Here is a 21,891-nt window from a genome sequence, read left to right as displayed (position 1 = left end):
TATGACCACCGAACTCGAAGGGGCAGAGGCCGTGCACGCGTCCCCTCTTGTCGAAGCACTCCCGGGCGCTGCATACAGCCCAGACGTCTCACGCGACCCCTGCCAGGACTGACAACTGCCAACCCACAGTGCCTATTAGGCACGTACTCGTCCCGGGCGATCCGCCATTCCCTGCGGCGCAGGGCATCCGGGCGGTGATCCCGGAGCAGGCGGATCAGAACTCCAACCGTGTGCGGCGCGGACAGACCGGCGGCAGGCCGCCGGCCTTCGACCGAGAGCTCTACAAGGCCCGCAACGTGGTCGAGCGCTGAGCGGCCACAGCTTGGGAAGCCGCACGGACCTGTGGGCACAGGAGGCCACTGGTGCGGACCTGGCCTTCGGGGGGGGGCCACCCAGTCGGTCGCGAGCAGTGAGGCCACCTCGAGGTTGCCCCTCTTCCCGATTGGTCGCCCGGAGAAGGGGTGAAAGGGTGTCGTCATGCCTCTCATGCAGCCTTTCGCTTCCGACTGGGACCGCCCGTCCTCACAGGGCTCCGAACAGTGGAACTGGCTAGCTGTCGAAATAGCCGAGATCCGGCGATGTGCCGAGGCAGGCGACCAAGCACACGACCGCCTAGCTCTCATCCTCCTCGACCATCTGGTCGAGGTGATCATCAGCCGTGAGGTCAACGCCCAACTGGCCTTCCAGCTCCCCGACAGCATCATCGAGGAGATGCGGGAGTTCCGTGACAGCGGAGGGCAGCTCGACGAACAACTAACCCAATTGATCGACCAGCATGTAGGCCCGGACCGGCGGGCGAAGATGGACAACCATCTGGACCAGAAGACCAAGTTCCTGAAGCAGAGGGGTGTGCTGACAGATCACGAACGCGACGTACTCGACCGGCTGCACGAATATCGCAACGCGGCCTACCACCGCGACACCCTGGAACCGGACCTTATCTCAGACCTCGTACTGGCCTATCGGGTGCTGGCGGACGACCTCCTCAGCCGGCACAAACCGATCGCTTGGACTCTGGCGTCATCGGACCGCGCCCCCATCGTGACGCCACAACAGCTTCGGGGCCGCCTGACCGAAGGCGTCGACATCGATCTCACATCGATGGCCCATCGGTTCCATGACCACGCCGCGAAGCGAGTCCAGGCCATCTCCACGGCCGTCGCTATCGCCCAGCAACTCCTCAGCTTCAAGGACTCCGGTGAAACGGACCCGGCACCCCCAGATGACGACATGGCCCGTATGCTGACCGGCCTCGGTGATACAGCCAAACACTTGACGCCTTGGACGAGGCAGGCAGAGAGCCTGAAGTCCAAGAGCTCGTCACTCACTGGCCTGATGGTCCCCTTCCTCAACCTGGACCGTGCCCTCAGCCGTATCGAACCATCCGTCAAACGCCTCGACATGGTCCTGGACTGGTGGGAACAGCGTCGGATCGACGACCTCCGAGGCAAGTAGCGCCATGCCCTGAGGCACACACGGCCGGCCTGTGGCGGCCCCACCATGGAGGCACTACCGGTGCACCGCCGCCCCGCGCCCCCAGTGCCAGCGCACAGGAATCGGGTGCCCGATACCCCGACCGACGTACCCCTTTGGACTGCCGCAAGCGGACCATCGAGAGTCGTCTAAGCCCCGGACAGCAGCAACTTCTCACCCACCTCAGAATCGTCCCGGATCCGCGGATGTCGGCCGCCACGAACGCAGAACCAACCGTGTCTGCCCGGGCAGTCCAAAACTCGGTCACGCACGCACATACTGCCTGGCCCGCGTCCACCTCTCCCCCCAGCGCACTACCCAGCACGACGACTTCAAGCTCCGCAGGTCGCAGGTGGCCGACTCCCGCGCGCCAAGCTCCTGGTTCGTGATGTGGGCCCGTACGCACGCGGTTGGTCGCCCCAGATGAGGACCGGAGCGGTCATCTGTGTTGCGAGGCGTGGCGAGTGGTGGGGTCGATGCGGCTGAGTACCCAGCGGATGAGGTTCTTGTTGAGGGTCAGGTCGGGTTTTTCTTCCAGGACGTCGTGGAGGAGGAGGGTGATTCTTGCCCAGTTCCTGAACGATCCGTGGCCCGCCATATCGTCGGTGTACAGGATCAGTTCGGGCTGCGCTTCGGCCCAGGTCCGCTGGTAGGCGGGGATGATGGACTGGACTTCGGTGGGGGTGAGGGGGCTGAACTGGTACCAGTCGAGGATGCGAGAGTGCAGGGCGGGGTTGTTCAGGATCTTCTGCCGGGCGTTGCCGCTGCCGACGAGGACAATAGGGGCCCGGCGGGCGTCGTCGCCCCACAGGGTGCGGAAGTACTCCAGGGCTTTGGTTCCGAGGCCTTGGACTTCGTCGATGAGCAGGATGCGTGGCTCGGCTTCGAGTGCGTCGAGGATCTGCTGGTCGCAGGGGCCGACGGATTGCGGGGGTTGTCCCGGCAGGTCGAGGCGGCGCCAGAGCTGGGTGCGGATTTCGTTCATGTTAGCGCCGTTGTTGTAGCGCAGCCGGACGGTGGTTTCGGGGGCGTGGCGGCGTAGGACGGTGTGGACGGCGAAGGTTTTGCCGAGGCCGACGTGTCCGTGGATGCAGACCAGGGCGTTGTGCTTGATGGCTTTGAGGATGCGGGTTTCGGTTTCGGCTACGGCTTTGGTGGCCATGGCGTTGGCTCCGGTGAGGCCCAGGTAGTGGTCCTGGCTGGGCGGTGGGAGCTGGCTGGGGCGGGGCGCGGTGGTGGGGGCGGAGCTCACGGCTGGTCCTTGGGGTGTGTGGTCGGGTGGGGGGCGGGGTCGAGGGGCCGGGTGAGTGCGGGGTCGGGTTCGGGCAGCTGGATGAGGTCGGGCAGTGCCTGTTCGGCCGGGGTGAAGCCGTCGAGGGTGCGCAGGTGCTCGAGGGCCTCTTCCTCGGGCATGACGTCCAGGGGGACGGGTGAGGTGGGGCGGGTTGCGGCCGCGTAGCGTTGGTTGCGGTTCTTCTCGGCGCGTTTCAGCTGGGCGCGCAGGCGGTCGGCTTCGCGGCGCCGTGCTTGTTTGAGGCTGAGGGTTTGTTCCCGGGTGGCTTGTTGGGCCATGACGGCAGCGCCGAGGTGGCGTCCGGTGTGCGGGTCGTAGAGTTCGACGCGGTGGTCGTGGTGCGGGAGGTAGCGCAGGTGCACTTGCTCGCCGACGCGGCCGTGCATCCAGTCGGCGATGTAGTTGCGTTTGCGCCAGCGGACACCGTGGTTGTTGATGGTCAGGGGTCTGCCGTGGCGTTCGAGGGTGTAGGTGTGGAGGTCTTCGGCGGTGACGGTGTCGATGAGTGCGGGGTCGGCGTCCCAGGCCTGGCGGGGCGTGCGGCCTTCCAGGCCCTTGAGGGTGTTCTCGTGGTTCCAGTGGTGGACCCAGGTGAGGACCTGTTCGACGAACGCTTCGAAGTGAAGCAACGGCTGGTCGGGGTCGACGGGCTTGTTGCCGCGCAGGGTGGGGGCGTGGGTGTAGCCGGGCATGCCGGCGAACAGGGTCTTTTTGATGGCTCCGTTGACTGCTTCGACGTTGCCTTTGCCTTCGGGGGTGAAGGGGGGCAGGGCGATGATTTCGGTTCCCAGGACGCCGAGTGCTTCTGTGACGGTGGCGCACAGGAATTCTTTGCCGCCGTCGACGCGCAGGTAGGTGGGGATGCCGCCGAACGGGCCGTGGTGTTCGTCGATGAGGATGGCGTCACGGATGGCGACGAGGACGCCTTCACGGCTGGGGCGTTGTGGGCTGATGGCGAGGCCGCAGATGGCCGAGGTGGCGCAGTCGACGAAGAAGGTGATCCATGGTTTGCGGATGTGGCCTTCGACGCGGACTTTGACGCTGGCTTCGACGTGGTCGGTCTCCCATGCGTAGTTGCGGTGGTGGCGTTCGCGTTCACCGGCCACGTCGAAGCGCCGGCGGGCCTTCTCGCCGGAGCGGAGGCCGGCCCGCATCCCAGGGGTGAGGGATCTGTTCGTGGCGCGGTGGAACGTGGCCAGGGAGGGGACGGGGTGGCCTTCGGCGCGCAGTTCCCTCCAGGCGGCGGTGGCGTTGCCGCGCCAGCGGGCCACGGCGTCAAGCATGGGTGGGGTCAGGACGAAGCCGGTACGGCCTGAGGGTTGGTAGGTGCCGTGGTTGGCGCGGGCGTTGGCGAGCCAGCGGTCGACGGTGCGGGGGTCGACGCCGAAAGCGTCGGCGACGCCGATGATCCGGCTGCGGGTGAGCCGCTCTGACTGCTCGAGGGTGTAAAGCCGGTGGACGGCGGCTGCGCGCAGGGCGTTGAGGTCGGGCGGGTGTGGCATCCGGGGTGTGCTTCCTGGTCGGGTCAGGCGGGGGCGAGGGAGAGAAGGCCGGCTCCGTAGCTTTTTGCCCGGCCGATGCCGTTCTTCAGGGCGTGGATGAGGTGGGTGGTGTCGGTGATGCGGGCGAGGCCGTCGAACTGGGTCAGCGTGAAGTAGGGGGCCGAACGTGCGCGGTGGGTGCGGGGAAAGGGGCGGGAGAGGGAGGAGACGGTGACGGGTTCGAGTCCGGCGGCGGTGGCGCGGCGCTGCCACCAGGCGATGGCGTCGTCGCCGGTGAGGTGCGTGATCTTGCCGCGTCGTTTTCCGCTGACGGGGTGGGGGGTGGGGTTGCCTGCGGAGCGGGCGACGGTGGGCGCGGCGGTGATGCGGTAGCGCATGGTCCGCCCCGGGGTGAGGGAGTTCAGCAGAGGGGTGAGGTCGACGGTGCGGGCTGTGCCGTAGTGGGTGGGCAGCGCGGTCAGGTCGGGGGTGTGGGCCGTCTGTACGAGCAGGACGGGGTCGGGTCCGGGTTCGGCGCGGAACAGCAGGCCGGCGGTGGCTCGGGGGGTGGGGCCGAGGTGGTCGGGGACCAGGCGCATGAGGGTTTTGTGGAGGCTGTCGACGTCGTCGAGGTCGGCTTTGGCCGCGGGGTGGCGGGGGTCGAGGACGAGGCGGGTCAGGCTGGTCATGCGGGTTCTCCGTGCATGTACGCGGTGAGGGCGTCGAGAGGTCGGGGGCCTGCGTAGAGGTGGGCGGGTAGGTGTTCGGTGGTCATCCACAGAGGGCGTGGCAGGTGGCGGCGGGCGCGGCGCGTGAGGTTGACGGGTTCGCTGGTGCTTTCCCGGTCGGGTGGGGAGGTGGGGTCGGCGCCGGGGGGTGGGTGTTCCCAGACGAAGGTGGTGGGCAGGTGTGTGTCGGCGGGGTTGGGGGGCGGGGTGCGGGTGAGGGGGGTGCGGGTGAGGAGTTCGTCGACGGGGTCGGGGCTGTCCGGGTTGAGGAGGAAGGGTTCGTCGGGCAGGCAGGCTCGGCGGCCGAGGAACAGGTGGAAGCGGGGCCGTTCGAGGGTTTCGGCGATGTGGCTGATGAGGAGGTCGGGGCCTGCGACGGCGACGGTGAAGACGGCGCCGGTGAGGTAGTCGCGGTGGGAGACGAGCGTGGAGGCGGAGAGCTTGCGCCGGGTGCCGTCACCGGTAAGGAGGCTCTGGTCTTTGGGGTGGCCGCCGCCGACGGTGTGGAAGTCGCGGTACAGGGTGCCAGGCTGGTCGATGCGGATGGTGAGGGTCAGGTCGCGGTGGCTCGGGGAGGTGGTGTCGCCCGGTGCCTGCAGGTGGGGGTAGGGGTCGAGGGCGTGTTCGCGGGGGCGGCCCTGGGCTGCGGCGAACATGCCGATGAGTTGGGAGCGGGTGGGGAAGGCGCACGTGTCGCGGTAGTGGAAGACGCCGCGTTCGCCAGAGGACTGCAGCAGGCCTGCCAGGCGCAGGACAAGGCCGGTCATGCCCGGTCTGCGGGGGTCAGAGCGGCGGTCGCGGCGGTGGCGCAGGCGGCGGCGAGGTCGTTGAAAGACGTGTGGTGGGTGCCGAGGTCCTTGATGGGCCTGGTGAAGGTGCCGGTGTGTCCGTGGGCGACGAGGTGGCGGGTGCCGAGCAGGCGGGTGATAGTGGCGGCGTAGTCGGTGAGCGCCTGGCGGGCGGGGGCGGTGTAGCCGCCTTGAGGGGCGGCTTTGACTGGCTGTTCGAAGGCGGCGCCGTAGGAGACGGAGCGCCGGTCGCGGACGGCGTAGTGGACGAGGTCGGGGACGGTGTGCGGTGCGGTGGACGTTTTCTTGCCGCCCGGCATGCTCAGGATGAAGTGCTGGACGAAGAGCTCGACAAGGTCGGTGACCGTGTCGGCGGGGGCGCCGGATCCGAGGTTGTGATGGAGGTCGGTGATGTTGATGGTCGCGAAACGGTAGAAGACGCTGGTGGTCAGGAACGCGGTCTGGAGATGGGCGCTGCCAGGGTCTGCGTCCTCGGGCAGGTCTTCCACCGCAGTGAAGAAGTCGGGCTGCGGGTCGCTCTGGTGCACAGAGAAGGCGGGGGCCATCTGTACGGCTGCTTCGACGTGGCCCGCGGACAGTTCGGCGAGCATCCGCCCGAACAGGTTGATGCTCGCGGTGCGACGGGTCAGGTGCGCGGCGAGGTCTTTGGCGGGCAGAACCGCGTCGATCTTCTTCCTGGGGGTGTGGGCGGCGAGTGCTTCTTCGAGTTCGGTGCGGTGTTTTTCGCACAGGGCGACAAGGTCGTCGATGACGTCCGTGGGGAGGAAGAGCATGGCCTGGGTGCGGTAGCCCTCCTTGTCGTTGTGCTTCAAGCCGCCCTTCTTGGCCGAGTGGACGATCTGTGCCGAGGCGAACGCGGCGAGGTCCTCGGGCCACTGGGCTTCCTGCAGCTTCCGGGCGACGAGGGGCGGCACCATGCGGGTGCGGGCGGCGTGCTCGCCCAGGTCCTGTTCGACGTTGAGGCGGATGGGGCGCTTCCATGCCTGGGGCGAGACGAGGGCCCGGATCGCGTTCCCGAAGGAGATGGTCTTGGGATCGCCGTCCGCGTCGCGGTTGAGGTTCGCCGCGGTCACGGGGTGGAGGATGTGCAGGTCGAGAAATCGTGCCGGGATGTGCATGGGTGTGCTTCTTCCACTGGGGTGGCGGGCATGGCGCTGATACGGGCCGCGGAATACGGGGTGCCGTGCGCCGTGCGCCGTGTGAAGGGCCGGGGCCGGTCTGTGTTCCGCCGGCCGGTCCCGGCGATCGGGCGGCCTGGGTGGTCGGGCGGGGCCCGAGGGGCACCGGACGGTTCCGGGGCATGGGCCCCGCCGGGCGGCCTGCACCGGGGTGGTGTCCCGGTGGAGAGCGCCGGCAGGGAGGGGCGGGGCCGGTGCGGGGGGGTCAGGAGCGCCGGGGTTCGGGGGTGGCGAGGTAGAAGGCGTCGCGCCAGCGCAATCCGACCTGGTCACGCTGGTGGGGGCGTTGCACCAGGTCGTGGAGGAGGACACCCCAGTCGGGGGTGATGCCGTCCTTCAGCAGCCGTGTGACAGGTGCGGGCAGGCGACGGTGCAACTGGTCGTCGCTGAGGCGGGTCAGGACGCTCAGGAGATCCTCGGTGCGCTCCGCTCCGTGGCCGGCTCGGTGTACGGCGGTGGCGAGGGTGGCGCCGAAGTTCGGCCTGGCGAACCAGGCCGCCGGATCCGGCGGCGATGGCGCGGGGGCCGGTTCGACGGGTGCGACGAGGAGGACTCCGGAGTCGTCTCCCCCGGTCATGAGTTCGGCGTCGTCGTCCGGGTCGGGGCGCACGCCCGGGGTGTGCGCCTGGGGTCCGGCTGTCGCGATGAGGCTCGCGACGGTGTAGTAGGCGCGGCGTCCGGCGCGGTGTGCGGTGCGCCGGGCCAGGTAGCGGTCCATGGGGGCGCATTCCTCGACGGGCCGACCCCTGCCTCTGCTGAGGCGGACGCGGACGCCGGGCTCGGCGCACAGGAGGTGGACGTGGGCGACGAACGCGTCGCAGGAGGCGCGGTGTTCGGCTGCGGTGGGCATCAGGCAGCCTTCCGGGGTGCTGAGGGCTGGCGGTAGAGGTCCCTTACGGCATGGGCCACGGCGCGGCCCGCGCCGGTGTGACGGATCCGGGCGGCTTCGGTGACCTCGCGCAGAGCGGCCGCGGCTGCGGCCGCGAAGGCGGTGGGTGCCCCGGTGCCGGGCTCGTCCAGAAGCTGCCAGAACACCGTCTCGGCCCTCGGCCAGTACCGGGTCAGAGCCTTGCCCGCCCAGGGGGGCTGCGTGGTGCGGCTGCGGGTGACGGTGTCCCAGGCCTGTTTGGCGACGGTCGCCAGCCGGTGCGCGGTGTGTTCGGCTTCCCGGCAGCATTCGGCGATGCGCTGGGCTTTGGCCGGGTCGTGTTCCTGGGTCCAGTTCAGCAGGGGCGGGGTGAGGGCGGTGTACCACTGCCGGTCGATGGCCTTGCTGTCCTGGTCGAATCCGTGGACGCGGATCCGCAGGCTGCGCCGGACGGGTTCGGGAAGGTCGTTGAGGGTGTCGAAGATGGCCGGGCGGCGGTGCGTGCCGTGTTCGTCCGGGGCCAAGAGCAGTGTCTCCAGGTCGCGCCACCAGGCGCGGGAGGCGTCGGCGCGGTGGATGGTGCGGCGCCGGGCGACGTTCTTGCGTTCGGGGGTGAAGCGGTAGGCGAGGTAGGGGTCGGTGGTGATCTGCTTGGGCTGCTGGGTGGCCCAGGTGATGTAGGCGTCGGTGACGGTGGTGCCGCCCTGGCCCGGGACGAGGAGGACTGCGTGCCGGCTCTGTCCGGTCAGTTGCCGGCCGGGCCAGGTCGGCGGGCGGGGTGGGGCCTGCGGGTCGGGCGGGGCGGGTTCTTCCCATGGGCAGGCGTCGGCGCCGGGTGGCTGCTCGTCGCCGGTGAAGGCGGGGACACCGGTGAGGAGCGTTTCGTGCAGGGTGCGGCCCAGGGGGTGGAAGGAGACGCTGGAGCGCAGGGGCCCGCTGGTCTGCTTCATGCTGGTGGCACCGTCCAGAGTGCGGGGGGTGCCTTTGCCGGAACGTCCGTAGTAGCGGTGGATGAGCAGGATCTGCAGGGCCTCGGCGGTGGGAACGGGTTCGGCGGTGTGGTGGCTGTGCGGGCTGAACCAGGCCAGGTTGTTGCCGGCGGGGCGCCCGGGCACGAAGACGTTGATGCCGGTGCTGTTGGGGCACTGGGTGCGCAGCGAAGGGTCCTGCAACCAGGGCCTGACCGGGTCGAAGACGCCCCAGCTGTGCTGGTCGAAGTAGGCGTGGACGGCGTCCGGGTCGAAGCGGCCCTGGCCCAGGCAGCGGCGGCGCAGGGCGTTCCACTGGGAGGCTGTGAGTTCGGGGTCGTCCAGGCCGGTGATCCGGGCCGTGACGGCGACCGCGATCCGCAGCAGTGCTGAGGCTGCCGGCGGGTGGGGCAGGGCGAGATCGTCGATGCGGTGGGCGTCCAGGAACAGGGTCCGCAGGCCCACTTGGTCGTACTGGTGACCTGAGCGGACGTCGATCCAGGGGCTGTCGGCTGCGCTGAACGTGGCGGGCGGGGATAACGGGGGCAAGGGGGTGTCTTTCGGGAAGAGTGAGGAGCGTGAGGAGGCGGGGTGCGGGGCAGCCGAGGCTGGGCATTTCCCGGGGTGTTTGCTGGTGTGGGGCAACGCGGCGGCCGGGCCGGCCGAGCGCGGCCGGTGCTGTAAAGGGGACACCGCAGCGCCCTTGTGAGGCAAAGCGGTGTGCGATGTGCGACCGAGCGTTCGGCGGTGTGCGGCACAGCGAATCATGTCGCCACAACACTTCGCGACCGGTGAGAAAGTCCGACTATCAAAGGATGGCGTAATGCATTCAGCCCTGAATATTACGTGCAGTGATCACTGATGGTTTTTGCGGTGCAGGAGGCCGAGTTCTTCGTCCATGCGGAGCCAGTGATGGCCGAAACGTTGTTCACTCTCCCGTGTTGAAGAATCAGTGGGCAGCAGCACGGTGTCGGCGAGAAGGGGGTGCTGCTTCCAGCTTTCGGGCGGCTGATGCCGGTCGGAAGCGCGGGTGACCCAGGCGGCCGGGACAGGCAGTGTGTTTTCCAGGATGGTGCGCAGGTGGCGCGGGCTGAGGTGTTCCTGGTCCGGGAGTGGGAGATGGCCGGCTGCGTCGAGGGTCAGGGTGCCGTCGGGGCTGCGGTAGCAGGGCAGCAGGCGGCGGGGCAGGATGCCGGGCCGGGTGGCCGCTTGCGCGGTGGTGAGGTGCTGACGGTGCAGGTCCGCCAGGGAAGAGACCCGTATCGCCGGGGGCGCCAGGTGGAGCGCGCTGAGCTGCTGCTGACGACGGGTGCGGGTCTGGTGGGTGGCTGCCATCTGCTGCAGACGCGTCGTTTCCTCTGCGAAACCGGAGGTGACACCGTGGACCTGTTCGACGAGGGCCTGGACATCGTCGGGTACAACAAGGGGCTCTTTCTCCAGGGTGAGGAGGAGCCGGGCGGTTTCGTGGAGGGTGACGGCGGGCTCGACCGTGCCCCATCCGGGCGGCAGAGCGGTCGCGCCGCGGGAGTTGACCGGGTTCAGCACCGTCAGCGTCGGGCTGTTGTCACGGTCCCACCAGGCGGGGCGGCGGTCCTGCCCGGCCCACAGACGGGAGAAGCGGCCCAGGCGCCCCAGGCGCTGCAGCAGGCGTGCCAGAGAAGCGAGATCGCTGACCATCAGGTCGACATCAAGATCCAGGCTCATGTCGAGGAGGCTGGTGGTGACGAAGACGAGGCGGGCCGGGCGCGGGCCGGTGGGCCCCAGCCGGGTCCGGAGGTCGCGCAGTGTGCTCTGGCGTCGCCGCCCCCGGACCCGGGCGTGGACGAGGACCAGGTCGTGCGGTGGGCCGGTCCATGTGCGGCGCAGGTACTGGTAGGTGTCCTGCGCGTCGGCGACGGTCGCGCACACCACGGCCGCGCATCCGCCGTGGCCAGCCACCGGCTGGAGCGTGTCGGCGATCACGGCCAGGCGCTCCCCCGGGTCGACGGTGCGGCCCGCCTGTTCGAGACGCCGGTAAGTGACCGGGCGGATGCGGAGGTGAGCGGTCCTGCGCTGGGCGGCCCTTTGCCGGTCCTGGGCCGGTTCGGACATGCGGTGGGCGGTGGCGGTTGCCGCGTCCGCGAACAGCCATCCAGGGTAGCGGGGGGCGAACGGCGCACCGTGGAGACCAGTTTGGCCGGCTCCGGCCAGGTAGGCCCGTACCAGTTCGGTGGCGGTGCACGCAGGCATCGTTGCCGACAGCAGGACAACCGGGCAGTTCAGGGCTCCCAGCCAGTGCAGCAGGCGCAGTAACTGGAGCTGGCCGAACGGGTCCAGCGCGTGGGCTTCGTCGACCACGACTGTCTTGCCCGACAGGGCCAGCAGGCGCAGCGCGCTGTAGCGGACGGGGAGGACAGCCATCTGTGCCTGGTCGGTGGTGGAGACGGTGTACTGGGCCAGGAGCGCGTTGTCCCCTCCGCGCAGCCATCGGTCAGGGCCGGCCATGCCCGGGCCGGACTCCGTCTCGTCGTCGGCCGCAAGATCGTCCGGGTCGTCGGTGAACGGGTTGTCGGGTGGCCCGTCCAGGACAGACATGTCCGCCGGGGACAGACGCCGGCCGGTGTAGGCCTCGTTGAGGTCGCTGTGGTGGTGCACCAGCGTCACGGGTGCGTACTCGGGCCGGTGGGCGCGCACGTACCGGTCCAGGACCTCGTAGGCCTGGTCGGCGGCGGCCGTGGCCGGGAGCAGCCACATCACCCCCTGAGTGCCACAGTGCTCGTTGAAGATCCGTGCCATCTCCAGGGCGGTCACGCTCTTTCCCGCCCCCATGGCATCCGTGACCACCGCGATGCCACTCCCCCGCTCGGCGACCAGCCGCGGCAGCTCCTCCATCACGGAGGCCTGAAGAGCGTTGGGTTCCTCAAGCCCCGGGTGGGCGGTGGTGAACGGGACCCGGTCCAACGCGAAGCGTGGAAGACCGAGACGCTCGACCTCCTCCTCGGCCTGCCTGCGGGCGTGACTGTAGTGTTCGGCAGCCCCGAAGGACGGAGTGTCCGCGTTGGGCACCCAGTACCGGAGCTGGCTCGCGACCCGGTCGGCGACCATCGTCAGACCCGTGATCAGCACCGCAGCCTCGACCGACACCCGATCCGGAGCCTCGTCGACACCGAACAGGTGCCACAGCAGCCGGGTGTAGCGGCGGCGCAGGTCCTGCCACACAGGCCCGCCCAGGATGGCCTGCACCCGGTGAACGGATGCTGCCCCGTCCACGTCGAGTTGCAGGAACCGGCCGTGATGCCCGCCCAAACACTGAGCAGCACGGACAGCGGGACTGTCGTTACCGCCGACGGCGAATCCCAGCTCGCCGAGCAGATGCAGCCCTGCATGCATCGACGCGCGCGCGTGCGGCACGTGCACCACCGGGCCCATGTCTGCCAGCAGGTCCTCCCCCAGTCGTATGCGCACTGAGGGCTCAAAGGACTGGAAACTCGGAATCAGCTTTCCGATGCCATGCATGGCAGCCAGGAAAGACACCAGCGAACGCGCATGCCCTTGGGAGACGTTGAGCCCGGCGCTGATGACTTTACGTTGGCTCGGGGTCAGGAACCGGTCCCACAGCACTGCGGCCACCGCACCCACATCGATCAAGTGGAACAGCAGCGAATACACCCTCCGCGTCGCACGATCGAACTTCCCGCAGGGCCGACGATTAACACCGTCGTATCGGGCGTCCTCAACAGCTCCCATCTCCACACACTGCCACCTCGCGGAACCCACAACGACATGATCACGCAAAAGCAGAGCAATCAGCCTCGCGCCCGCTACAATCCACCCTCTACCCGTACATCTCGTACGGGCCTAACCTCTGATGTGGCATCATTTCCCTAACCGGTCGCGAGCAAACGACTGGCAAAGTGCCCCAGAGATCCCAGGTCAAGAAGGGTGGAGCCCGCGCGAGCGGGAATGATGCGGTCCTGGTCTACTTCAACCTCGTCTCCGACGCGTGGAGCCCGCGCGAGCGGGAATGACCCGCTCGGCAGATATCCGACCGCGGGACGGGAGGCGTGGAGCCCGCGCGAGCGGGAGTGACCCGCCACCCCGATGCGATACACGGCGTCGACTACGGTAGAGCCCGCGCGAGCGGGAATGACGCGCTGCTGCGCGGACTGGACAAGTCCCAGCACGGGTAGAGCCCGCGCGAGCGGGAGTGGCGCGTTCAGCGCCCGGTTGGCGTCGATATCCTGGGCGTAAAGCCCGCGCGAGCAGGAGTGACCCGTCCCGGCGGCACGCCTGTACGATGAACAGCTCCTAGAGCCCGCGCGAGCGGGAGTGACCCGTGCCGCTGCCACTCCGTCGGCCATACCGGGTTACACAGTCCGCGCAAGCGGGAGTAACTCCGTCTCCCGGTCCTCTGTGTTCAGACGCAGGGGGCACGGCCCGCGATGGGCTGGAGTGGTCTCAGGGCCGAGACCCGGCTAGCAACACCCGCGCCGTAAAGCCTGCGCGAGCAGGAGTGACCCGACCGCCCTGGCCGAACAGCCCCGCACGTTCCTGAGCCCGCACGAGCGGGAGTGACCCAGACTTCCCGTCCAGGACGGTAACCGCCGCGTTGCGGAACCCGCACGAGCAGAATGGCTCGGCCGGAAGCAAGTCCCCCTGAGTTGGGGCTAAATTGGAACCTGCGCGAGCGGGAGCGACTCGATCTGGCGGACGTCGTGAGGGTCAAGGTGGGCATAGAGCCCGCGCGAGCAGGAGTGACCTGCTCGACCAGATCCTCACCGCGGATGCGGCGGGGCCTTGATCAAGCAAGCCTGCACAAGCAGGAGTGACCCGTTCACTCGCGGTCCGGACCATACCGTTCTGCGGTAGAGCCCGCGCAAGCGGGAATGACTCGATCCGTGGCGCCAGCATCGGTTCACGCTTGAGACGTAGCCCGCGCGAGCGGGAGTGACTCGATCTGGCGGACGTCGTGGGGGTTGCGGTGGACGTGAGCTTGGTCCGCTTTGACGGACACCATTGGTGTGGTCGTCAAAGCGGAACAAGCTCACACCCGCGGCGTAGAGCCCGCGCGAGCGGGAACGACCCGGACGGCAGCCTGACCGACAATGAGTTGCGGATGTAGAGCCTGCGCGAGCGGGAATGATCCGGTGTCCCGTCGCCCCTGCACGGCCTCGAGCAGGTGGAGCCCGCGCGAGCGGGAGTGACCCGATCAGGTTGAAAACCTCGGTGCGGACCCGCTCGTAGAGTCCGCGCGAGCGGGAATGGCGCGACGGCCCAGCCGCTCGGACCTTTTCTCCTCGCGTAGAGCCCGCGCGAACAGGAATGACTCTGCCAGCGATTCGTGGTCCAGGGGCGCAGCAGAGCCCGCACGAGCGGGAGTGACGCGGCGGCGGACATCATCCGGGCCCGCGCACAGGCGCAGAGCCCGCGCGAGCGGGAATGACGCGGTCCTAGCCTACTTCAACTTCGTCTCCGACGCGTGGAGCCCGCGCCGAGCGGGAGTGACTCGATCGACAACTCCTCGCCGTCCCAGCGCACGGTGTAGAGCCCGCGCGAGCGGGAGTGACGCGCCGTCGCGGATGGGGGACTTGTACTCGCCTTGGTAGAGCCCGCGCGAGCGGGGTTCTCCACACTCAGCGGGCGAGAGCGGGCCCGGCTGCACGTCCAGGAGAGTCAGGCGCTGGCCGAGGAGCCGGGACAGGTGGTGGCCCAAGGAGAGGACCTGGGACGGTGGGCCAGCCGGCAGCTGCGCCAGTGGGACAGTCTCGAGGTGGCGCAGCAGTCGCTGCTGCGGGAAACTCTCGGGTTCGGCCCCGTGCAGGACGGTGAGCGGGGCGGGGCGCAGCTGCGGCATACGCGGGCGCAGGTGTGGGCAGCGAATCTGGTTGCTGCCCGCCAGTACCGGGAGCGGGAAGGGCACCTGGAGGTGCCCCACCGGCATATCGAGAAGGTCAGAGGGGACGAGCACGCACTCGGGTGTCCATCGCGAACAGCCGCTCTCGCCAGGCACGCCTAGCGCGTGTCTCTTTGATGGATTGGTGAGTTGATCGGATGTGCCTGTCCGATTAGTGATCACTGATGCGATGTGGGACCCCGGATCGAGCCTCTGATGCCGGCGGATCCGGTCCGCGGGCGGCGATGGGCCGACCACCGGCGCACTCTTGAGGCCATCGGGTGGAAGTACCGCACCAACTCGCCCTGGCGAGACCTTCCCGACGAGCTCGGCTCGTTCCGGACCGCTCACAAGCGGCTGATCAGATGGGCCGTCGACGGCACCTGGGAGATGCTCCTCGCCGCGGTCCTGGCGGCAGCGGACGCCGACGACGACATCGACTGGACGGTGTCGGTGGACTCCACGGTCGTCCGGGCCCACCAGCACGCCGCCGGTGCACTCAAATGAGGGGCGGTCCACCTCCACGAGCCCGCCGATCACGCGCTCGGACGCTCCCGCGGCGGGCTGAGCACCAAGGTCCACCTGGCCGCAGACGGCCGCGCACGGCCCCTCGCTTTCACCGTCACCGCAGGCCAGGCAGGTGATGCACCCGCCTTCGAGACGGTGATGTCCCGCATCCGCGTTCCTCGAATCGGGCCGGGCAGGCCACAGACCCGGCCTCTCCTCGTCCTGGCCGACCGCGCGTATTCCTCCCGCGCCATCCGCGACCACCTGCGGCGCCGGGGCATCCGTGCGGTCATCCCGCAGCCCTCCGACCAAATCGGCCACCGCCTGCGGCGAGGCCGGCTCGGCGGCCGTCCGCCCACCTTCGACGCAGCGGCCTACAAACAGCGGAACACCGTGGAGCGATGCATCAACCGCCTCAAACAGTGGCGCGGCCTGGCCACACGGACCGACAAGCTCGCGATCGCCTACCAGGCCGCACTCCACCTCGCGGGCATCCTCATCTGGACCCGACGCTGACCAGAGAGACAGAACCTAGCGCCCGAGCGGGTCGCAGAACTGACCGAGCTCGGAATGCGCTGGGAGTAACACCCGGGCGGGGCCGGCTCGGCTGGGGTTGGCTCAGGTTGGATTTAACCCTCGGGTGTGGGGGTGGATGTAGCCCTCGGGCGTGGTTGCGGTGCAAGCCTGAATGTGCAACTCCCTGTGCCGGAAGGGCTCCTTGGCGTACGGTTCGCCCATCAAGGGGAGGTACCGGTTATTTCCGTATTCGACGAATTGCACGAACTCGGGTGCTTCGGCCCCGCGTGTCTGACGCTGACCGGCAAGCTGGTGCGGCAGGAAGCACGGCGCTTTCCCGTTCTGGCTCCGCTGGCCGGCTGGCAGAAGGCCGACGAGGAGGATCTGCTGTATGAGTTCCTGGCAGACCGCCTCCAGGCGGTCACCGCCAATCTCCTGGCTCAGGCCGACGACGATGACAGTGTCGGACGATTGCTGCGGACATCGATCCGGCGCTGGTTGATCGACCAGGCCCGCAAAACCGCGCTCGGTTCGGTCAGGCGCTCGCTGGAAGAGGTGCTGACGGACTGCAGCGCCTTCGAGGCGGTGCAGCCGGGCGAGGCGGGGGCCGGTAGATGGCGCTTGTCCGGCACGGCGGTGCAGCCTTGGTCCGGTCCCCCCGACCCGCTCGTCGACGCCGCGTACGCCGTGCCGAACATCAAGATCCCGAAGTGGACCAGTGAAACGCGTCGTGCCCCTCTCGCTGACAGGAAGTCGCTGGAAGCTGTAATCCGTGCGGTTTTGGCCACCGCCGCCGGATCGATGGAGGTCGCGCAACTCGTCGAGGTGTTCATCGCTCGTTTTCCCGTGGCGCTGGATCCGAGAGTTCTCCCGCTCCCCGACGATGCGGGATCGCAGATCACCGCCAGTGCGCATTCCTCCCCAGAGGAGATCGTGCTTGCTCGCGACGACGAGGCCGGTGCGGCGTCTGCCGCGGCACGAATCGTGGCCATGCTCAGCCCTCAGGAGCGGGGCATGGTCGCGTATCTGGAACGCCCGGGGGAGCTCCAGGCGCATTTGGGCTGCGGCCGGTCCCAGGCGTATCTCCACAGAACACGTCTGAAGGAGAAACTGCAGCAGCTCGTAGGGAACGAAGACGGGCACCAGGTACGTTCGGTGGGGGCGGAGGTGATCCGGCTGTGCAGCGAAGCGGCGCAGACACGATGAGCGCGGCCGGGGCCGGACGTCCTGGCCGGTATGACGTCAGTCGATGGTGGAGGCCTGCTCAGTCGATGGATGCGGGAGGACACCATGAGTGACTCGAAAGTGCCGCAGCGGTTCCTGGACCTGGCCCGAAAGAGGCGTGGGCCGCATGCTCTGTCGGAGGCAGGGCTGAGAGAGCGCTTCGGTGATCCGGCTCAGGCGGAGATCAAGGCTGGTCAGGTATGGCGGGCACGCTGGGACGAGGTCAGCATGCTTGTGCTGATCCTGGAGGTGGAGTCCCATGAGGTGAACGCCGTCCCCGTTACAATCGACCCGCCCGGTGAGGATGAGACCAGCGTGGTCGTGGACGGGGTACGTACCGCGTTCGGCGTCGAGGCCACCGTGTGGGCAGGACTGGCCTCCTGTGTCCCCATGCGCGTGCTGGAGCGCGTGGTCGATGCCTGGGACGAGGACATCGTGGGGTGTGCGGCGGCCCGGGCCCAGGGCCGGCCGGCGTCCGCCGCTGCAGGGGTACGCCAGGGACAGATGATCCGTTCCGCCCTGGAGCCGGACGCCGAGACGCGAGCCGGTCTCGCTGATGATCTGGAGCATCTGCAACATGCGCCCGGTCTGCCGGTTCAGGAGAACGGACGGCCTCCCGGAACCTTGGCGTCGCTGCTCGGCGACCGGTTGGACTTGAGGACGCTGTGCTCTGCCTTGGAGATGCCGCAGCCCGAGGTCATGAAACTGCTTCGCGGCAAGGCCCCGCTGCCTGCCGACCGGATCGACGCTATCGCCTCGGCGACCGGGCTGAGCACAGAGCAGATCGCCCGGACGGTCCGTCCCCTGCCCGCCGATCTCGTCCAGGCCATAGAGCACCCGCGGTGGCGCTCAGTATGGGTACGCCGCGCCCAGCAGCTACAGATCAGTGAAGCCCAGGCACGTCTTTTGGGCAGTTACGGCGCCTTCGCCTTGGCCGCTCGCGAAACAGGCGGTGGCGCGGCCGACTGGGACGCCCGTCTGCGGCAGTTCCTCGGCGGCAAGGACACTACGAAGGGCGGCGCGTGACACGGCGCCGGTTCGACCAAGAGGCTCCGCGTCAGGCGGAGGCGATGATCTCGGCTCTTGAGCGGCTGCACCCCGGCGCCGTGGAAGCGCTGCGCGCCGATCCGCTGGCCGAGCTGGGCCGCTGGACGGACCTCCAGGTGTCGCTGGAGGCCGCGTCGGACGGCGGTGGCCGGTGCTCGGTCGCCGGCAGCTACCGGTCCCAGACCGATCCCCCCACGCTGGTGGTCGGGGCGGCCCGCTCACATCGGCGCCGCGGATTCACCGGCCTGCACGAGTTGGGCCACCATCTCCAGCAGACCGACCCCGAGCTGGGGCAGCGCCTGTTCGACTGGGAGGACTCTGAGGCGTTCGAGGAAGCCGCATGTGACGCCTTCGCCGCGCGCATCCTCGTGCCGGATGCGCAGATTGCCGCGGATGTACGTCGCCGCGGGCCCTGCGCCGACGATGTAGTCGCCATGTTCCGCACCTCCCGGGCCTCGCGCGAGGCGTGCTGTGTCCGTGCGGCGCAGTACCTGGCCGGCGGGGGCGCGGTCGTCCTGTTCGACGCCGCGGGCCGAGTGCGGTTCGCCGCGGCTCACGGCATGATTCCGCCGGCTCAGGGCTCCGACCAGTCGAGCACCCCGCTCCTGGCCGCGGCTCTGGGGACCCGCGCCACGGTCGAGCGCGACAAGACGTTCGTGCTCTACCGGTCCGGCCAGCAGAGCGATCTGCTGTACGGGCAGGCGGCCTGGTGTGACGAGAACTATCTGATCGCGGTGCTCGCCGAGGACAGCGTGGCCTGGCGTACCTTCACAGCGCCGCGGCCGCGGACAGGGAGCTCCCGGTTCGGTTCCTGGTGGGAGTGCGAAACGTGCGGGGAGTGGTTCAAGATCATCGAGCCGGAGTGTGCGGAGTGCGGGGAGCCTTCGTGCGGGCAGGAGCACTGTGGCTGCACGGCCGCCAGGAGGCAGAGCGATCGTGCCTGCGAGGAGTGCTTCATGGTCCTGGCCCCGTCCCGGTTCGAGGGTGCGAGCACCATCTGCCGGGACTGTTCCTGATCTGATCGCAGCGAGGGCCAGGGGTGCCCGGACGATCTCGGCGGTGTGACGTCAGAGGAGGGTGAGCCGCCGAGTGACGGCTCCGCCCGGGGAAGGTCCCGGGCGATGTGCGGCGCTCGGCGCCCCTCACCTGAACGGACACATCTTCATGGGATACACCGAGGACATCCTCAACGACATCCGCGGCCAGATCGACGCCCACCCCGGGCCGCTGGCGCAGGCCCGGACGCGGCTGGACCTGGTCTGCTCGAGCGCGATCGGCTTCACGGGCGCGCTGCGGACCTACCGCAGTGGTTCGCTGCCCCAGCACACCTTCATCCACCCGGTCGGCGACGGTGACGGCGGAGTCGTCCTGGACCGGCGCGTGTATCCGCGGCTCGGGCCGGACGGAGGCGGCGAGACGCCGACGGCGATCACCGGCGAGCTGTGCGCGCTGCTGGGCCCCGCGGTACGCAAGGTGTACCCGAAGGCCCGGTGCGGCACCTCCAAGCGCGGCCCGAAGATCACCTTCGGGGAGCCGGTCGACGGCCAGGACCCGACGGTGGACCTGGTCGTGGCCCTCACCCGGAAGGAGGGGGGCGGGCTGTGGATCCCGAACCTGGAGACCGACCGGTGGGAGGCATCCGACCCGGAGGGACACGTCGCGCTCTTCACCAGCGGGACGCAGTCGATGCGCCGTACCCGCCGCAGGGTGGTGCGTCTGCTGAAGGCGTGGAACAAGCAGTACTCCCAGCCGGGCTTCTCCTCGCACAACCTGACGGTCTGGGCGTGGGAGTTCATCGAGCCGGGGATGGGCGTGGCGAAGGCGCTGGCCGCGGTACTGTCCGAGGCTGCGGCCCGGGTGGAGGCCGGGACGGCTACCAAGGACCCGCTGGGGGTCTCGCCGAACGTGAAGCTGCTGGTGGGGCGCGAGGCTGCGGCCCGCCAGCTGCGCGGGGCGGCGGACGGCGTGGCCGAGGCTCTGGCGATGGACGACGACCGCGAGGCGGTGCTGTCGGCGCTGTCGGGGGTGTTCTACCGGTACGTGCAGGCCCCGGTGTCCGACAGTTTCGCGGGCAAGATCGCGGCGCTGCGGCAGCGCACGCCTGTCACGACGGTGGCGCTGGGGTTGAGCGGGCCGGCGGCCGACGTACGGCCCACCCGGGCCTACGGCGCCGGGCATGACGCGTGAGACGCCGTCCTGCCTGGCGTGCGCCGGCCTGGTTCGCCAGGCCGGCGGCCCGCATCGCCTTCCAGCGCCGTCTGGCCGCCTGCGGACAGGCGGTCAGGGTCATCCCGCCTCCGCGCCGCTTCCGGGGTGGCTTCGCGTTGGCCATCCAGCTGCGGGTCGCGGACGTCGTCGAGCAGACGGTCTCGATCGTGTTCGGCCCAGGGTCCCCCGACGTGCCGCACGTGTACACCGACGGGCCGTCCAAGTCGCCTCACCGGTATTCCGATGGCGCTTTGTGCATGTGGTACCCGTACGATGCGCCCGAGCAGCGCTGGGTCCGCGCGGACGGGCCGGAGGCCTTGCTGGGGCATGTGGTGGCCCATCTGCTGCGTGAACAATGGTGGCGGAGCACGGGCGAGTGGCCCGGCCAGGAAGCTCCCCACGGCACGTGAGCGGCGTGCCCGGTGTCAGTTTGGAGGTCGTCATGACGCCCGTGCAGACGGCGGTTGCGCCGCCGGCTCCCTCTGTGTCGGCGACCGCAACGGTACCTTCCGCGACGCCTGCGGCCCCTTCCGTGCCGGTCCCGGCGGTGTCGACGGCCACCGTGGTTCCTTCCGCGCCGCCTGCGGCTCCTGCTGCGGCCGATGCCATCTCGGTGTGGCCGGCCGTGGTGTCCGGGGCTTTCCTCGCCGCCGCGCTCACCGCGGCCATAAACATCTGGCTCGCACGGCGAAAGAGCCGGGAAGAGGAGATCAGCAGGCTCCGGATCGCCTTCGCCGAGGCCTTCGCCGCCCACAGCGCCTACAAGGAGATGCCCTACGCCATCAGGCGGCGCCGGTTCGACGCCGCGGCCGAGGAACGCGTGCGGCTGTCGGAGACGTTGCGGGAGATCCAGGGCAACCTCTCCTACCACCTTGCCTGGACGAAGATCGAATCCGAAGCGGTGGGCCGTGCCTACGCCAACCTCGTCCAAGAGCTGCGCAAGACGGCTGGAGCGGCCATGCACGCAGCGTGGGAAGCGTCTCCGATCGAGAGCGACACGGCCATGAACATCCCGCCGGCGCAGATCGACCTCAGCGCGCTACAGACGCTGGAGACCGCCTACATCGCTGCCGTCCGGGAGCACCTGCACACGCTCAAGAAACCGTGGTGGTCCCGGTAGCACCGTACGGCGCCAGTCTGTCGACAACGACCTGCCCAGGCTCCCCAAACGGCTGTTGGACCAAATGCACACCATCGAACTGACCCGGGAAGACCCTCTCGTCCCCTGAGCGGCTGGGTGTCGACAGCGACGAGCGAGGCACTCCTGGACGCCGCTCCTCTCGGTGTGTCCGCCTTGGGTCAGGAAGCGTCGGTGGCGCTGCTGGTCGCCCAGACGCCGACTGACGCGGCTTCTCCCGGTTGAACCGCTGCAAGAACCGCCCATGCAGAGCGTCAAGTTCACAAGTCCGGCGTCGAACGCGGCTCGAACTTGGTCGGTGTTTTCGCAGTTCAGAGCGAAACAGCAGGTCACAGCCGTCTTCATATTGCGATTCTCTGTGGAATGAGCAGGCAATTCTCAGATGCCTGCATCAACAATTCTCACGTCATGCCTGAAACACCACCCGCGATTCTCCTGTACCTAAGGGCTGTCCCGTAATCCCTGGCGGGCGCGCGACGACAGCTGACGACAGCTACGGCACCTCGCCGCGTTGTCGGGACGTCCGCATACATCCAGTATGCGGACGTCCCTCCGCCTTGCGATGCACCGCATCTGACGC

Annotated in this window: 15 protein-coding genes and 2 pseudogenes; 9 read left to right on the top strand and 8 right to left on the bottom strand. The window is 68.9% G+C overall.

Annotated features, from left to right (window positions below; all coding sequences use genetic code 11):
• Positions 1-141: 141 nt before the first annotated feature.
• A pseudogene (locus tag ACGFNV_RS45610) lies at positions 142-308 on the top strand (IS5/IS1182 family transposase); the annotation flags it as partial.
• A gap of 169 nt (positions 309-477) precedes the next feature.
• Positions 478-1,455, top strand: coding sequence for a hypothetical protein (locus tag ACGFNV_RS45605; RefSeq protein WP_393631464.1), 978 nt, complete (start codon positions 478-480; stop codon positions 1,453-1,455).
• A 457-nt stretch (positions 1,456-1,912) separates the two neighbouring features.
• On the opposite strand, the gene ACGFNV_RS45600 is transcribed toward ACGFNV_RS45605, so the two are convergent.
• The 8 genes from ACGFNV_RS45600 to ACGFNV_RS45565 all read right to left on the bottom strand — a co-directional run bounded on the left by ACGFNV_RS45600 (position 1,913) and on the right by ACGFNV_RS45565 (position 12,525).
• The gene (locus ACGFNV_RS45600; RefSeq protein ID WP_393631462.1) at positions 1,913-2,725 is read right to left on the bottom strand and encodes an AAA family ATPase; all 813 of its coding nucleotides are present in this window, start codon (positions 2,723-2,725) and stop codon (positions 1,913-1,915) included.
• Positions 2,722-4,269: a Mu transposase C-terminal domain-containing protein gene (locus ACGFNV_RS45595; RefSeq protein ID WP_393631461.1), complete on the bottom strand. Its 1,548-nt coding sequence runs from the start codon at positions 4,267-4,269 to the stop codon at positions 2,722-2,724. The genes ACGFNV_RS45600 and ACGFNV_RS45595 overlap by 4 nt, the downstream gene beginning before the upstream one ends.
• A 23-nt stretch (positions 4,270-4,292) precedes the next feature.
• Positions 4,293-4,937: a type I-E CRISPR-associated protein Cas6/Cse3/CasE gene (gene cas6e / locus ACGFNV_RS45590; protein WP_393631459.1), complete on the bottom strand. Its 645-nt coding sequence runs from the start codon at positions 4,935-4,937 to the stop codon at positions 4,293-4,295.
• Complete coding sequence (gene cas5e / locus ACGFNV_RS45585) at positions 4,934-5,743, bottom strand: type I-E CRISPR-associated protein Cas5/CasD (protein ID WP_393631457.1); 810 nt, start codon at positions 5,741-5,743, stop codon at positions 4,934-4,936. Before cas5e ends, cas6e begins: the two co-directional genes overlap by 4 nt.
• Positions 5,740-6,903, bottom strand: coding sequence for a type I-E CRISPR-associated protein Cas7/Cse4/CasC (gene cas7e, locus ACGFNV_RS45580; protein WP_393631456.1), 1,164 nt, complete (start codon positions 6,901-6,903; stop codon positions 5,740-5,742). The genes cas5e and cas7e overlap by 4 nt, the downstream gene beginning before the upstream one ends.
• Before the next feature lie 265 nt (positions 6,904-7,168).
• A complete protein-coding gene (casB, locus tag ACGFNV_RS45575) occupies positions 7,169-7,813 on the bottom strand; it encodes a type I-E CRISPR-associated protein Cse2/CasB (protein ID WP_393631454.1) in 645 nt (214 codons plus the stop codon).
• The gene (casA, locus tag ACGFNV_RS45570) at positions 7,813-9,348 is read right to left on the bottom strand and encodes a type I-E CRISPR-associated protein Cse1/CasA (RefSeq protein WP_393631453.1); all 1,536 of its coding nucleotides are present in this window, start codon (positions 9,346-9,348) and stop codon (positions 7,813-7,815) included. Before casA ends, casB begins: the two co-directional genes overlap by 1 nt.
• A gap of 306 nt (positions 9,349-9,654) precedes the next feature.
• A complete protein-coding gene (locus ACGFNV_RS45565) occupies positions 9,655-12,525 on the bottom strand; it encodes a CRISPR-associated endonuclease Cas3'' (protein ID WP_393631484.1) in 2,871 nt (956 codons plus the stop codon).
• Between the two features lie 2,336 nt (positions 12,526-14,861).
• Between ACGFNV_RS45565 and ACGFNV_RS45560 the strand changes: the two are divergent.
• From ACGFNV_RS45560 to ACGFNV_RS45530, 7 genes and pseudogenes are all read left to right on the top strand, one after another.
• Positions 14,862-15,694, top strand: a pseudogene (locus tag ACGFNV_RS45560) (IS5 family transposase).
• Positions 15,695-15,880: 186 nt separating this feature from the next.
• Positions 15,881-16,900: a hypothetical protein gene (locus tag ACGFNV_RS45555; protein WP_393631451.1), complete on the top strand. Its 1,020-nt coding sequence runs from the start codon at positions 15,881-15,883 to the stop codon at positions 16,898-16,900.
• Between the two features lie 84 nt (positions 16,901-16,984).
• Positions 16,985-17,944, top strand: a complete 960-nt coding sequence (locus ACGFNV_RS45550) for a hypothetical protein (protein WP_393631449.1) — start codon at positions 16,985-16,987, stop codon at positions 17,942-17,944.
• Between the two features lie 44 nt (positions 17,945-17,988).
• Positions 17,989-18,981 carry an ImmA/IrrE family metallo-endopeptidase gene (locus tag ACGFNV_RS45545; RefSeq protein WP_393631447.1) on the top strand — a complete coding sequence of 331 codons (993 nt, stop codon included), beginning with the start codon at positions 17,989-17,991 and terminating at the stop codon, positions 18,979-18,981.
• A gap of 148 nt (positions 18,982-19,129) precedes the next feature.
• On the top strand, positions 19,130-20,152 hold the full coding sequence (locus tag ACGFNV_RS45540) for a hypothetical protein (protein ID WP_393631445.1): 1,023 nt from the start codon (positions 19,130-19,132) through the stop codon (positions 20,150-20,152).
• The gene (locus ACGFNV_RS45535; RefSeq protein ID WP_393631444.1) at positions 20,149-20,583 is read left to right on the top strand and encodes a hypothetical protein; all 435 of its coding nucleotides are present in this window, start codon (positions 20,149-20,151) and stop codon (positions 20,581-20,583) included. Before ACGFNV_RS45540 ends, ACGFNV_RS45535 begins: the two co-directional genes overlap by 4 nt.
• Before the next feature lie 137 nt (positions 20,584-20,720).
• Positions 20,721-21,293 (top strand): hypothetical protein, encoded by a 573-nt coding sequence (locus ACGFNV_RS45530; RefSeq protein WP_393631442.1) that lies wholly within the window; start codon positions 20,721-20,723, stop codon positions 21,291-21,293.
• The last annotated feature ends 598 nt before the right edge of the window (positions 21,294-21,891 follow it).

The sequence above is a fragment of the Streptomyces sp. NPDC048751 genome, assembly GCF_043198595.1.
Classification (GTDB): domain Bacteria; phylum Actinomycetota; class Actinomycetes; order Streptomycetales; family Streptomycetaceae; genus Streptomyces.
Note: the sequence above shows the minus strand (reverse complement) of the source record. Positions and strands in the feature narration are given on the sequence as shown.